A 13,340-nucleotide genomic window follows, 5' to 3' on the forward strand; every position below is an offset into this window, starting at 1 on the left:
GGTTCCTTTCTCGTCGGTCTGAAGACCGCCGGGACTCCTGGAAGATTGGGACTGATCCGTGTTTTACGGGGTCCGTCAGGCCAGGCAGCCCGAGCCGGTCTTTTGTTTCAGCCAATTGGCGACGCCCTGGCACATCTGGGCGCAACCAAGAGGCAGACCGGCCTTCGTAATCGAAGTGCGGGCCTGCAGGCGGCGCTGATGCTGTTGATAGGACGTCATTGGACTGAGTTCGCCGTCCAAAATGCACACCTCATGCCAGCCGCCAAATAAATTTGGGCCTTATGACAAAACACCCGGCGCGCTTGCACGGGGGCCACTGTAACGGTAACCCACTCAGCATGAAACCGATGACCGACGCGAAAACCACGGTGGCGGAATTGCGGGAACGGGTGCTGGCCTTCGTGCACGAGCGCGATTGGGAACAGTTCCACTCCCCCAAGAACCTCAGCATGGCGCTGGCGGCGGAGTCGGGCGAGCTGATGGAGCACTTCCTGTGGAGCGAGTCCAAGGCGTCGCTCGAAGTGGCGCGGGACCCGAAAAAGCGCCCGGCCATCGAGGCCGAGCTCGCCGACGTTGTCATCTATGCGCTCGAGTTCGCGAACATCTGCGGCATCGACCTCGCCACCGCCATCGAGACCAAAATGGCGGCCAACGCGAAGAAGTATCCGGTCGAGAAGGCGAAGGGGCGGTCGGACAAGTATACGGAGTTATAAACCAACCACGGCGAGGTCGCCGTGGCTCCAGCCAATGGAGCGCGGGCGACCCGCCCGCGGGTTTGGCCTCAGGGCTTTCCGCCGTAGGTCACGTAGTCGTCGAGCTCGAGCCAGTCGAACCAGGTGCCGATGTCCTCGCGCTGCGGCGCGTTCTTGCGGTGCACGTCGTTGAAGAAGGCGCGGGTGTCCGGCGGTGTGGGGGTCAGCTGCTCGAACCAAGCCGACCAGGAGGCGATCTCGGACGGCTGGCGCTTGGGCGAGGCGTTGGCCGTCACGTAGGCGAGGATCTCGCTGTCGCTTTTGCCGGCCTTGATCTCGGCAAAGAGCGCGTCGGGGTTGAGCCCGGTGAAGGAGAGGAAGCGCTGGTCGATCGGGCAGTTGTAGTGGAAGTCGCCGGCCTTGCCGGCGGCGACGGCGCGGGCCTTGTCAATCAGGCGCGGCAGTTGGACGTAGCCGCCGAGCCTGGTGCGCGGGCTGCGCGGCGGATGGCGGGTGAGGTCGGGCGCGCTGTAGTTGATGCCGCCGGCGGCAGCGGCGGCGGGAGCGGTGTAGGCGGTCTTGAGGGAGTCGGACATAGTCGTGTTTCCAATTGGAGTGGGTAACGGATTAAAGCGATGGGATGCGCGGGCCGCTGTGGCAGGCACAGCCGGGGGCGCACGGGGCAGCGGGCGCGGCCGCCGGGGCTCTCTCGCCGACTCCCATCAGGCCGTAGCCGCCGGTGATGATGCGCCGGACGGGTTCGCCGGTGTCGGGGTGTCGCTCAAGAGGCGCCTCCTTCATGCTTTGCACCACCTCGAAGCGTCGCGGCATTTCGCCGGCGGCGCGGGGGATGGTCTCGTAGACGTAGGTGGCCATGCGCAGGCTCTGTGGGAATGCAGATTTTCGCTTTTGGCAAGCGGTGAACTTTCCGCCATGGCCCTTGGCCAATGAGAACCACCGCGACCCTCGAACGCTATTACGTGCTCCCGTGCTGCCTGCTGCTGCTCAACCTGGGCAACGAAATCATCGCCTACAAGGCGCGGCTGATCGACGACGGCCTGCTGCGCACGCTCTTCATCATGGGGTTCGTGCTGTTCGGCGCCTCGCTCGTCGCGTTCGCGATCGCGCCCGGCCTGATCTGGCTGGTGCAATCGCTGCGCCGCACCAGCCGCTCCACCGCCGGCCAGCTCGGCGAGGATGGCTTCCTCGTCGGACTCGGGCTGTTGATCTTCTGGCTCTATTACCGGAACTACCTGCTGGGCACCGCATACATCCTGCCGGCGGTGTGGCGCAACGGCGTGCACCCATAGCGGGCGCAAAAAAATGCGACCCTCGCTGTGAGGGTCGCATGGGGTCAGTCACTCTTGCGCACTGGAACTAAGGCCGGCCCGGCCGGGGCATGTGCCCCGGATTTGGCAGGCTGCTGTGGCCCGCCCAGTCCGGGCGGCCGCTGCTTTCGGACCGGGCCGCGGTCTGCGGCCCGGCGGCCGCCTGCCCGGTCTTAGCGGCGGATTCCGCGCGGACCGCTGTTTCCTTCATTTTCGGCTGTTCGGGCTTTTCCATCTCGTGGTTGGCGACGTGCAGGTCGCTCACCACCCGGCCCAGCTTCACGTTGAGGGTCTGGGCGATGTCACCCCAGCCCTGGCCGGCGGCGCGCAGCGTGAGCACGCCGGGGAGAGTCACGGCGGTGCCGCTGCTGCCCGTGACCGAGCCGCCGTTGAGCGCGGCGACGAGTTGGGCCGAGGTGGGGGCGGTGATGCCCGCCTTGGCGAGCGACTCCTGGGCGAGGGCCAGCGAGATGAACGTGTTGCCGTAGCCGAGCTTGCCGGTGGCCGGTTGGAACACGGTCTTGGTGACCGTGCCGTTCGCGGCGGTGGTGGTCAGCGTGACGGCCGTGCCGTCGTGCAGGCCGGTGACGAGTGCGGTGGCGTTTTGACTCGAACCGGCGAGCGTCGTGAACCTGGCGCTGATCCGGGTGGCTGCGCTGACACTGTCATCATGCTGGACCGTCTCGTCGAACTGCTGGGCGGTCGTGCTCAAGGCTTCCTCGGCGGACAGCAGGCCCGGCAGGCTGCAAAACAACGCCGACGCAACTAACAGGCCGGCGCGCGTGGATGAACGATGCAGGGATGTATTCATGGCTGGGTTGGATTGCGGGACGGGGCCCTCCCGCGGTTGCACGTGGGGAACTGGCGGAATTGACCTGCGCGCCGCGCGCCGGGTCCGAAAAAATTTCCGGATATTCCACCCCCCGGCCACGCAGCCTTACGGCGCCAGGGGTGAACCCTTCAGGGGTTACTACCCGGCACGCGCCCCTCACTTGGGTTGGGGTGCGGGGGTGGTCGGCAGATCCTCGAGGTTGAACTCGATGATCTGGGTGGCGTGCGTGGCTACTTTGCGGCCGTGCAATTCACCGGGCACGAACTTCCATTGGAGGATGGCCGCGATCGCGGGGGCCTCGAACTCCTGGCGGGTGGATCGCAGCACCTGCGCGTCACGGACATTGCCGTCCTGATCGATCACAAACTCGACCGTGACCTTGCCTTCCACATTGGCCGCCGACATTTCGAACGGATAGAGGGGCGTGACCCGACTCAACAGGCGGGGAGAGACACCGGCTTCGGTGAGGCCCTTAGCCACGCCGGTCCCGGCGGGCAGTTGGAAAGCCGCGACTTCGTGTCGGGGGGATTTTGCGGCCGGCGTCGTGGCTTTGGCGACTGGCACCACCGGCAGGTGGCCGTCGGGATTGATCCGCCGGAGGCGGTCGGCGGTCGAGGGATGGGTGCTAAGGTAGGAAAAATCCTGGGCGCCCTCGGGCCGCGCGGCCTGCAGCTTCCCGAGGATGGAGGCGAAGAAGGCAGGGTCGATGCCCGCGGCGCGCAGCGCGTGGATCGCATAGTCGTCCGCCTCGGCCTCGAACTCGCGCGAGTAGCCCCGTTGCAGCAGGGTGAGCGGGATAGAGCCCGCGAAGGAGGTGACCGTGGAGAGGTCGCCGGTGACGGTGCTGACCACCAGCAGCGCGGCGGAGTTGCGCAGCACGCTCTGCAACCCATGCCGGTGCTCGACATGGCCGAGTTCGTGCGCGAGCACCGCGGTGAGCTCCTGGTCGTTTTCAGCCAGTTTGACCAGTTCGTCCGAGACGACGATGATCCCGCCGGGCAGCGCGAAGGCGTTGGGGAACTTGCCGCCCATGGACCGGAACTCGATCACGAGCGGCCGGTTCACGTGCTGCTGGCGGCCCAGCCGGTCGAGCAAGGCCTGCACCCGCCGGCGCTCGGCGACGCCCAGCTGCGAGGGCGCTAGATACCGGTTGAAAGTGGCGAGGGCGGCCCGCCCGGCCTGCAGCTCGACGGTCGCGGGCACGGCATAGGCCGCGCGCTCGGCGAGCGCCGGCAGGCCGAAATAAACGGCCGCCAGGGCGATGAGCGTCAGCAGAACGGTGGCGGTGGCCGCCACCCGGGCCCGCGCCTCCAGCCAGTGGATCAGCCGGCTGAGATGTCCGCGGTCCTGCAGGGCGACGAGCGCATCGACCGCCCGGTGATCGCCGGTCTCGACCGTGCCCCGGTTGGGCAAATAGAGAAAGCGCGGCACCCGGCCCAGGCGGTCGCTGGACCGGATATCGGCCAGCGAAAAATCCAGGCTCCGGCCGGGGCCCGCCAGGTAAAGCCGGCCGGCCTCGACCCGGAGCTCCACCGGTTCGATCCGGAGGGTTTCGCCGTTGGCGTAGAGACCGGTGAAGACGCTGTTCATAGTCCGAAGTCCATCCCGATGAATTCGCCGGCGGTCTCGCCGAAGGCGCTGCCTTCGTCCTTGCCCAGGCGCTCGATGCGATCCAACGGGCCGACGGGCTCGAAGTGCAGGCAGCTGAGGGCGTAGCGCGTCGAACGCACGACCGTCCAGGGATACAGGAGCCCGCCGGAGACGAGCAGCAGGCCGAGGTTGTGCAGCTGCAGCTTGAGCCATGCGCCGGTGCCGAGGTTTGCGCTGAACCGGTGCTCGTCCAGGCGGGTGTGGTTCCACACGTGGTTGAACAGGCGGGCGAAAAGATACTGCTTGGCCAGATACAGCACGAAGCCGTAGACGATGAAGAAGGGCACCAGCTCCACGAGGGTGGCGACCTTGTGCTTGTTGACCGCCAGCAGGACGCCGGTCATACCGCCGCCGATCATCGCGGCCCCGAAGACCATCGCGCCTGCGACGAGGTAGGCGGCATAGAACGGGCCGCTCTTGGCCGTGAAGCGGAAAAAGGCATCCCCCAGCCGGTGGCTGCCGATGCTGAACTCCCGCTGGTTCCGGATCCAGGCGGGGTAATAGATGCCCAGGGTGATTCCCACCACGAGCGCCTGGCCCAGGTAGGTCAGCGCGGCCATGCCATACGTCTGGCGGAACTGGAACCGCAGGCCCCGGTAGGCCGTGTTGTGGGCGTTGAACGCCAGCGAGCGCACCACGATCCAAGGCAGCAGCAGCACCCCGAGCCCCAGGGTGCCGAAGCGCACGACGGGGTAAACCTCGCCGATGACCATGTAGCCGAGGAACAGCACGGCGACCACCAGGGTGCCGGTCAGAATGCGGCGCGGATCGGCCCGGTAATCGAAGCGGTGCCCCATCAGCTCCGTGTTGCCACGCAGGTAGCGGCGCTTGCGCACCTTCGCCCAGGGCGCAAACAACCCGCCGGTCAGCAGCGTGAGCAGCGTGTTGACGATCCAGATGCGGAAATACTCCCTTTCCTCGCCGTGAAAGACGAAGGCGTGCAGCTCGCGCTTTTTCTCCGTCCCGAGCAGCGGCGGAGTGGGGGATTCGGCCGCCGGCGCGGATTGGGTCCGCAGCGACTCTTCGAGGGTCCGCTGCAGGTCGGCCGGAGTGTCATCGATCCTGGGCAGGGGCAAGGAGGCCGGTGGCGCCGGAGGGCCGGGTTGCAGGCTCTGCTGGATGGTGCGCAGGAAATCCGCGGGCGTGCCGATGGGGCCGGGGCGCGGACGCCCCGCTTCATGACCGGACGGGTGGCCGGCGGCGGATACAGACGGCGCCGATCCGGCGCCGGGCAATTCCGGGGGTGGCAGCGGTGCCGAGGCAGGCTGTTCAGACATGCAGGTTGGAAAGGGGCCCGTGCAGGACCGACTTTCCGGCAAGGCGGAATCAGGGCAATGCTATTTCCAATCCACCCGCAACTGCCCCGGGATCCGGCCTTGTTCGCGCAGGGTGCGCAGGGCCAGTGCGTCGTGGCGCTTGGCCAGGCGCACGCCCTTTTCGTCGGTGACGAGCGGGCAGTGATAAAACCCCGGCGCCGTGAGCCCGAGCGCCCGGTAAAGCAGCAGCTGGCGGAAAGTGGATTTCATCAGATCCGCCCCGCGCACGACCTCGGTGATGCCCATGGCGTCGTCGTCCACCACGCACGCGAGCTGGTAACTCGGGACGTCGTCCTTCCGCCACACGAGGAAGTCGCCGAACTCCCGACCGGCCACGGCGTGTTGCGCGCCGAAATGTCCGTCCGTGAATGTGAGGGTCTCGCCGTCAGGCACCCGGAAACGCCAGTTGATCGCGACGGGGTCGGTCAGCGACGGGAGCGAGGCGTCCGCCGGCGGACGGAACTGCGGCGGGTAGACCGGTTCGTCCGCCTCGTCGCCCTCGTGCGGCGCGCCCGCGGCGGCGAGGACGTCGCGCCGCGACCGGGCACAGGGATAGATGCACCCGGCGACGTGCAGCCGGGCAAGGGCCGCGCGGTAGAGCAGGAGGCGGGTGCTTTGCGTGAGCATTGGCCCGGCCCACGTCAGGCCGAACCAACGCATGTCCTCCACCATCGCCGTGACGAACTCCGGGCGGCAGCGGGCGGTATCGAGGTCGTCGTTGCGCAGGAGGAGTTCGCCGCCGGCGGCGCGGGCGCGCTCCTGGGCCGCCCAGAAGGTCCGGGCGTGCCCCAGGTGGAGCAGGCCGGTGGGCGACGGTGCCAGGCGGCCGATGTAGGAGGGTTTCACCACTAATCCACACTAATGGGTCACTAATCCCGGACAGACAATACCGGTCCTTAAATTAGTGCTGATTAGTGGGGATTAGTGGTTTCAAATTCGGTCATGCAAAAGCTCCTCTGCGTCTATTGTTCCTCCAGCGACCGGCTCGACCCCAAGTATGCGGCGGCCGCGGAGGAATTGGGACGCGAACTTGTCGCCCGCGGCTTCGGGTTGGTCTACGGCGGCGGCAAGACCGGCCTGATGGGTGCAGTGGCGCGGGCGGTCAAGTCCCGCGGCGGCCGCGTGGTCGGCGTAATCCCCGAGTTCATGAAGGCGCGCGAGCTGGCCTACGACGAGGCCGACGAGCTGGTGACCGTCGTGACGATGCGCGAGCGCAAGCTGCTGATGGAGGCGCGGGCCGACGCCTTCGTGGCGCTGCCGGGCGGCTTCGGCACGCTCGAGGAGATCATGGAGATCCTCACGCTGCGGCAGCTCGACGTCGTGAAGAAGCCCTGCGTGTTCTTCAACCAGGACGGGTTCTATGACGACCTGATCAAACTCTTCGAAAAAATGCTCGCGGAGAAATTCTTCAAGCCGTCGAACATGGACCTGTTCCGGGTGGCGGCGTCAGTGTCCGACATCTTCACGCAGATCGAGGCCGCCCGCGGCGTGCAGGCGGAGTCGAAGTGGTTCCAGACGCGGTGATTCCCGAATGCAGGGTCGCCGCTTGCCGGCGGACCGTTTCCCTATGGCCTGGCGACAAGCACCGGCCCTACATTTAGAAAAAGGGTCGCCCTACCGATACAGCCGGATCAGGTCCTCGCTGCGCACCCAGCCGGCCTGGCCGCCGGCGAAACTGAGCTTTGTCCAGCCGAGGAAGGTCTTCTCGGCCACGGCAATGGAGCCGGCGGAAAGCGGGGACATCTTCTGGGTCGTGTCGGCCTCGGTCGGGATGCTGCGCAGCGTGGAGGCCTTCCACACGATCACCGCGTCGGGCTGCGCGAGCGGCCCGTAGGTGTGCAGGCTGAGTGTGGCCGCGGCGGCAAGCAGGATGGCGAGGAGAATGGTGACGAGCGCGGTCGGCCGGGCCCAGCCGCCGATGCGGCCGTAGCCCTTCAGGAGCAGCACGACGAGCGCGACCGCGATGAGCAGGGCGGCGCCCACGAGGGCAAGCTGCCATTCGCCCGGGCTCGCCCAGCGCGCGAGCTCATGACGGCCATCGCCGCGGGAAAGCTCGACGAGCTCGGGCGGAGCCATGCCCGAACGCTGCAGCCCGAGCGCAAGATCCCAACGGGTCGCGTCGGAACGGGCGTTGAGCAGGAACGCCCCGGTCCAGTAACCGGTCGCCTCGGCCCAGCGATCCTGCTGGCCGAGGGCGAGGCCCAGGTTGTGACGGACCGTCCAGTCGCTCGGCGCCGTGGCGAGAGCCTGGCGCCAGTTGGTTTCGGCGACGGCAAAGTCGCCGCGCTTGTAGGCCTCACCAGCGACATCGGCGTGCGCCGCAACCGGTGCGAGCAGCACGGCGAGCGTGAAAAGGAAGGGCAGCAGGTTGCGGCCGGCAAAGAGCGAGGATGGCGGCCAGCCGGGCACCTTGACGCCCGCGAGCGCAGCGTCGGCGCGCACCTGCCAGTCCTTGGGCAGGGTGTTCTCCCGGCTGTGCAGGGCGCGATCGGCCTCGGACCAGAGCTTCGCCCAGGCGGAGGCGGCATCCGGGGCGTGACGGCCGACGCAGGCGTGAACCAGCGGGGTGCCGGGCGCGGCGTGCGGAACTTCCCAGAGCTTGGTCGTCTCCATCTGCCAGACTTTGAGCCGGGAGATGATCGCCGCGGGTTGAGAGTCGGAGGAACGCAGGGCCGACACCGCCGTGGCGAGGCGGGCGCGGGCTTCGCGCCGCCGGCGCTGCGGGTCGCGCTCGCGAGAGCGCAGGGCGGCGAGCGCCAGCCAGAGGAGCAGAGGACAGAGGACGGAGGACAGAAGACAGGCCCAGACAAGATTGAATGTCACCAAGGGCACGAAACCGGTGCTGCCTGAGGCGATGGGATCGCGCGGCAGGTTTTCGGGTGCGACCGGCGCCACGGCCGGCGGGAGGACCGGCGGCGCGGGCGTGCTGGACGGGGTGTTGATGGAGAACTGCACGGGCGCGCCGGAACCGGCCGGCGCCTGCACCGGAGTGGAGCCGGCGGTGATGGTCACCATGACGGGCTCGCTGGCGATGGTCTTGTAGGTGCCGGACTTGGTGTCGAAGTAGGTGAAGCGCACCGGCGCGAGCCGGTAGGTGCCGGGCTTGGTCGGCACGAGCACCACGTCCTCGGTCAGCGTGCCCTCGAACAGCGTGCCGTCCTTCATCGCGCGCTTGGACTTCGGCTGCACGACCTGGAAGTCATTCGACACCTCGCGCTCGGGCAGGCCGGTGACGTCCGGCCAGTTGCCCGTGCCGGCCAGCTCCAGGGTCCAGGTGACGGGTTCGCCGACGGCGGCGGTGAGGGGCACGACCTTGGAGGTGAAGCTGAACTCGCCGACGGCGCCGGCGAAGGCGGCGGGCGGCGTCGGCAGCGGCTTGATGGTCAGGGTCAGGGATTCCGACTCGATGGCGCGCTGCTCGACGGTGGGCTGGGAGAAAAGCCCGAAACCCGCGGTGCCGACCATCAGGTTCACCATCTGGCTGGCCGGCTTGAAGGTGTAATTGCCCGGCTGCTTGGCGTAGGCGCGGGTGGACTGCTGCAGGACGACATAGCGCTCGCCGCGGACGAGGGCCTCGTTGAGCTCGGGCTTGCTCCAGTCCTCCGTCACGAGCGGGGTGGACGGCCAGTCGACATTGGTGGCGATCGAGTGGTAGTAGCGCCGCACGATGTTGAGGTTGTAAGTGACGGGGAAGACCTCGCCGGCCCAGAAGGAATCCTTGTTGGCGGTGACCTTCGCGACGGCGACGTCGTTCACGGCGAGGCCGGAGTTGCCCACGGTGGCGTCGCCCACGGTGAACGTGGCGGACTTGACCGTGATCGGGCCCTTGTCGGTTTTAACCTCGAAGGCCGGGATGCTGATGGTGCTGCGCTTGCCCGGCCGCACGGGGAAAACGAGGGAGAAGCGGCGGGTCACGGTCATGTTGACCATGTTCATCTCGCTGCTCTGCGAAGGCCGGCCGATCTGGAGGCCGTCGATCTTGGGCAGGGCCGGGTCGCCGTCGGGCTCGCAATTTTCAAACACCAGGGCGAGGTCGCTGACCTGGTTGAAACCCAGCTGGCCGCCGGGTGGCTCCCAGCGTACGGTCTGGGCGCGCATGAGGGTGGGCAACAGCAGGGCGAACAGGAATAGGCCGAGGCCCAACGCGCTCAACACACCCCGGCGCTGCGCGCCACCCCTCTTGATAGAGGGGATCTGCATGGCCGTGGTTCGGAAATCCCCTCTGGAGAGGGGTGTCCGAAGGGTGGTGTGGGTAAGGAAGGGCATGAGGCGGGAAAGCATGATCATCACCAATTCTTGCCCGTGGTCTTGGGCTTCTGTTGCGGGCCTTGCATGATTTGCTGGAGTTTGGCGGGCGAATCCTGGTTGCGTACCTGCTCGAGCTTCTGGAGCGGCATGGCGAGCTCGGCGTCGATGGGCTCGGCGGGCTGTTTTTCCTGCTGCCCGCCGACCTTCTGCGTGCCGGCGGGCGGGGTGGACGGCTTCGGTTCGGCCTTCTTCTGGTCCGGCTTGTCCTTCATGTCGCCGAAGGCGTCCTTGTTCTGCTGCTGCGGCTGCTGGTCCTTCTGGTCCTGGCTTTGCTGGTCCTGCTTCTTTTGATCCTGCTGATCCTTGTTCTGGTCCTGCTTTTGCTGGTCTTTCTGCTGCTGCTTGTCCTGTTGCTGTTGGTCCTTCTTGTCCTGATCTTTCTTATCCTGTTTCGGCGGCTCCTCCTTTTTTAGCAGCTCCTCCAGCTCCGAGCGCACGCGCGGCCAGTCGGCGGCCTTGGCGTCAAGTTTCTCGCCGGTGTCGACCGCCGCCAGGGCGTCGCGGATGACCGGCTCGGGCGGTTGCTGCTGGGATGATTTCACGCGCTGGCCGTAGGTGACCGTGGTCTGCGCCAGCTCGGAATATTCCTTGGCGGTGACGGTGTCCTTGGCGGCGAGCCGGGCCACGGTGGTCGAGAGCGGTTTGGCCAGCGGGTCGCTGGGAGCTTCGCTCTCGGCGCCGCACGCAGAGGACGGATGACAGAGGACGGAGAACAGGACCAAGGCCGCAACAACGGCGACGGCCTTCCGTCCTCCGTCCTCGGTCTTCGGTCCTCTGGCCTTGCCCAGGGGCAGCGCCCGCTCGCGCGGGCGGACGGGGAACTCGGCCCAGAAGCTGATGAGCAGGAGGAGCAGGCCGGGGGCGAGGAACCACTGGAAGCGCTCGATGCGGCGCGCGGTGTTCTTCTCCGCAAACTCGCCTTTGCGACCGGCCTCGACGGTTTTCCGGAGCAACGCCGGCAGGTCCACCCACGAGCTGGCATCGGCGTAGGCGCCGCCCGTCACCTGCGCGAGCTCCTGCAGGGTCGAGCTGTTGAGGCGCGACATGACAACTGCGCCGCGCTCGTCCTTCACCAGGCCGCCGCCGGGCTCGGGGATGAACGACCCCTGGGCCGTGCCGACGCCGAGGCCGATGACGCGGATGCCTTTGGTCTTGAGCGAACCGGTCAGGCCCTGCCATTCATCCTCCGTGCTTTCGCCGTCGCTGAGGATGATCAGGTAACGGTCGGCGGTGGAGGTGCCGAAGGCCTGCATGGAGGTCTCGAGCAGCGCCTTGTAGTTCGTGCCGCCCTCGGGAAGGTAATCTGTGTTCAGGACGGGCAGGAACTCCCGCAGCACCTCGTAATCGGAGCTGAGCGGGCTCTGCAGGAAGGCGGTGCCGGAGAACAGCACGAGGCCGACGCGCTCGCCCTTCAGACCGTCGAGCAGGGAGGTGATGAGCAGCTTGCTGCGGTCGAGGCGCGAGGGCTTGACGTCCTGCGCCAGCATGGAGCGCGACAGGTCCATGGCGATGATCACCTCGCGCGACTGGTCGAACACCTGCTCCTCGATCACGCCCCATTGCGGGCGGGCGAGGGCGATGAGGCAAAGCGCCAGGCCGAACCAGAGCCAGATCCGCGGCCGGTTCTCGGCGGTGGTATGCTTGGCCCCCAACGAGACGTCGAAGGCCCCGGCCCAGGCGCGGGCGATCTTCGGCCAGTTCGCCACCGTGCGCGCGGAGTGGCGCATCAGCTCCCACGAGAAGAGCAGCACGAGCGGCACGAGGAGCCAGAGGAGATGCGGGGATTGGAAGCTCATTTCGATCCCCCGAGGTTGACGAGCAGAAGCACGAAGGAGGTCCAAAAGACAATCCGGGTGAGGGACCGGAGGTTGCGGAAACTGCGGCCGATGGAAAAAAGCAGCGCGACAAGGGCCGGCATGACAAGCTGCGACATTGCAACGCCCAGCGCAAAGCCCGGGTTTTCCGAAGTCCTCACGCCCTTGAGATAGCCCAGGATCAGATTGAGTCCGACGAGGACGATGGCAGCCGCCAGCATGGCAGCACTTGGCTGCGGGGCTGGGGTGGTCACCGAAGCGCCCGCTGCACCGGCGGTTCGGGCGCCGGACTGATTGCGCAGCGGCAGGCTGGGTGGCAGGGCGAACAGGGCCCCGAGGAAAAGCAGGCTGGCGCCGGGCGTGGCAACCCACGTGAACAGCTCGGTCGTGAGTAGATAGGACTTGGCGGTGAACTCGATCTTCTGCGCCTGATCGATGGCGGCGAAGGCCTTCTCGGCCGTGTCGACGTCGAAGGCGCGGAAGAACTTGCCGCCGGTGGCCGCGGAAATCTGCTGGAGGGCGCCCTCGTCGAGGTCAGAGACCACGCGGCGATAGCCGAGCAGCTTTCCGGTGGTTTCATCGCGGACCGGGAACGGCACGAGGCCGTCGCGGCCGGCGCCGATGGTGTAGACCGGCACGCCGCGGGCCTTGGCAATCTCGGTCGCCTGCTCGGGCGTCAGCACGCCGCGGTTGTTGGCGCCGTCGGTCATAAGGACGATGAAGGCGCCCTTGCGCTTGCCGCCTTCCTCGCGCTTGGCCTGCTCCAGCCGCGTCAGCGAGATGCCGAGGCCGTCGCCGATGGCGGTGCCGTCCTCGATCATGCCGATCTTCAGGCGTTCGATCTGCCGGGCGAGCCAGTCGTGGTCGAAGGTGAGCGGGGCCAGCGTGTAGGCGCGGCCGGAAAAGACGACCAGGCCGATGCGGTCGCTGGGTCGCTGGCTGATGAAGGCCTGGATGATGGGCTTGATGGCCTGCAGGCGGTTGATGCGCTCGCCGCCGCGCTCGTAGTCCTCGGAGAGCATCGAGCCGGAGAGGTCGATGGCGAGCATCAGGTCGTAGCCCTGCTGCTTCACCTCGCGCTTGTCCTCGACGATCTGCGGGCGGGCCAGGGCGAGGATGAGCAGGACAAGCCCGGTCAGGGCGAGCGCGGCCGGCCAGCGGGAGGTGGGGATGAGCGACGGCCGGTGCCACGCCGCGGCGAAGGGCACGACCAGCACCGGGGCGCCGCGCCGGCCGCGCACCCACACGAGCAGCGGCAGGAGGAGCAGCGCGAGCAGCCAGAGCGGATCATGAAAGGTATAGTCCTTCATGGGGCGACGAAGTGACAAGTGGCAAGAGGCAAGGGCCAAGAGCTGAAAACGGCGGAAAGCATGTTTTTTGTTACTTGATACTTGTTACTT

At 67.2% G+C, this 13,340-nt stretch carries 13 protein-coding genes; 3 read left to right on the forward strand and 10 right to left on the reverse strand.

From position 1 onward, the window contains the following. Positions 1–75 precede the first annotated feature (75 nt). Positions 76–219, reverse strand: coding sequence for a hypothetical protein (locus BLU29_RS18050; protein ID WP_157693795.1), 144 nt, complete (start codon positions 217–219; stop codon positions 76–78). A 119-nt stretch (positions 220–338) separates the two neighbouring features. Here BLU29_RS18050 and BLU29_RS10845 point away from each other — a divergent pair, with 119 nt between their 5' ends. Continuing rightward, complete coding sequence (locus BLU29_RS10845) at positions 339–713, forward strand: nucleotide pyrophosphohydrolase (protein WP_091057688.1); 375 nt, start codon at positions 339–341, stop codon at positions 711–713. A gap of 68 nt (positions 714–781) precedes the next feature. Here the strand turns inward: BLU29_RS10845 and BLU29_RS10850 are convergent, their stop codons facing one another. Together BLU29_RS10850 and BLU29_RS10855 are read right to left on the reverse strand one after the other, a co-directional pair. Beyond that, positions 782–1,288 carry a DUF5069 domain-containing protein gene (locus BLU29_RS10850; protein WP_091057691.1) on the reverse strand — a complete coding sequence of 169 codons (507 nt, stop codon included), beginning with the start codon at positions 1,286–1,288 and terminating at the stop codon, positions 782–784. 31 nt (positions 1,289–1,319) lie between these two features. Next, positions 1,320–1,568: a hypothetical protein gene (locus BLU29_RS10855; RefSeq protein ID WP_091057693.1), complete on the reverse strand. Its 249-nt coding sequence runs from the start codon at positions 1,566–1,568 to the stop codon at positions 1,320–1,322. A gap of 71 nt (positions 1,569–1,639) precedes the next feature. Between BLU29_RS10855 and BLU29_RS10860 the strand changes: the two genes are divergently transcribed. Further along, a complete protein-coding gene (locus tag BLU29_RS10860) occupies positions 1,640–2,002 on the forward strand; it encodes a hypothetical protein (protein WP_091057696.1) in 363 nt (120 codons plus the stop codon). Between the two features lie 67 nt (positions 2,003–2,069). Here the strand turns inward: BLU29_RS10860 and BLU29_RS10865 are convergent, their stop codons facing one another. The 4 genes from BLU29_RS10865 to gluQRS all read right to left on the reverse strand — a co-directional run bounded on the left by BLU29_RS10865 (position 2,070) and on the right by gluQRS (position 6,664). Further along, positions 2,070–2,831 carry a hypothetical protein gene (locus BLU29_RS10865; protein ID WP_157693796.1) on the reverse strand — a complete coding sequence of 254 codons (762 nt, stop codon included), beginning with the start codon at positions 2,829–2,831 and terminating at the stop codon, positions 2,070–2,072. Positions 2,832–3,008: 177 nt separating this feature from the next. Next, positions 3,009–4,442, reverse strand: a complete 1,434-nt coding sequence (locus tag BLU29_RS10870; RefSeq protein ID WP_091057699.1) for a TonB family protein — start codon at positions 4,440–4,442, stop codon at positions 3,009–3,011. After that, entirely contained in the window at positions 4,439–5,779 is a 1,341-nt protein-coding gene (locus BLU29_RS10875; protein WP_091057701.1) for a YjgN family protein, read from the reverse strand. Before BLU29_RS10875 ends, BLU29_RS10870 begins: the two co-directional genes overlap by 4 nt. Before the next feature lie 60 nt (positions 5,780–5,839). Continuing rightward, the gene (gene gluQRS / locus BLU29_RS10880) at positions 5,840–6,664 is read right to left on the reverse strand and encodes a tRNA glutamyl-Q(34) synthetase GluQRS (protein WP_091061099.1); all 825 of its coding nucleotides are present in this window, start codon (positions 6,662–6,664) and stop codon (positions 5,840–5,842) included. A gap of 96 nt (positions 6,665–6,760) precedes the next feature. On the opposite strand from gluQRS, the gene BLU29_RS10885 reads away from it, so the two are divergent. Next, positions 6,761–7,342: a TIGR00730 family Rossman fold protein gene (locus BLU29_RS10885; RefSeq protein WP_091057703.1), complete on the forward strand. Its 582-nt coding sequence runs from the start codon at positions 6,761–6,763 to the stop codon at positions 7,340–7,342. A 90-nt stretch (positions 7,343–7,432) separates the two neighbouring features. Here the strand turns inward: BLU29_RS10885 and BLU29_RS10890 are convergent, their stop codons facing one another. From BLU29_RS10890 to BLU29_RS10900, 3 genes are all read right to left on the reverse strand, one after another. Beyond that, on the reverse strand, positions 7,433–10,018 hold the full coding sequence (locus BLU29_RS10890; RefSeq protein ID WP_157693797.1) for a BatD family protein: 2,586 nt from the start codon (positions 10,016–10,018) through the stop codon (positions 7,433–7,435). Between the two features lie 86 nt (positions 10,019–10,104). Then, positions 10,105–11,922, reverse strand: a complete 1,818-nt coding sequence (locus BLU29_RS10895) for a VWA domain-containing protein (RefSeq protein WP_091057707.1) — start codon at positions 11,920–11,922, stop codon at positions 10,105–10,107. Then, positions 11,919–13,250, reverse strand: a complete 1,332-nt coding sequence (locus tag BLU29_RS10900; protein WP_091057710.1) for a VWA domain-containing protein — start codon at positions 13,248–13,250, stop codon at positions 11,919–11,921. The genes BLU29_RS10895 and BLU29_RS10900 overlap by 4 nt, the downstream gene beginning before the upstream one ends. Positions 13,251–13,340 lie beyond the last annotated feature (90 nt).

The sequence above is a fragment of the Opitutus sp. GAS368 genome (assembly GCF_900104925.1).
Classification (GTDB): Bacteria; Verrucomicrobiota; Verrucomicrobiia; order Opitutales; family Opitutaceae; genus Lacunisphaera.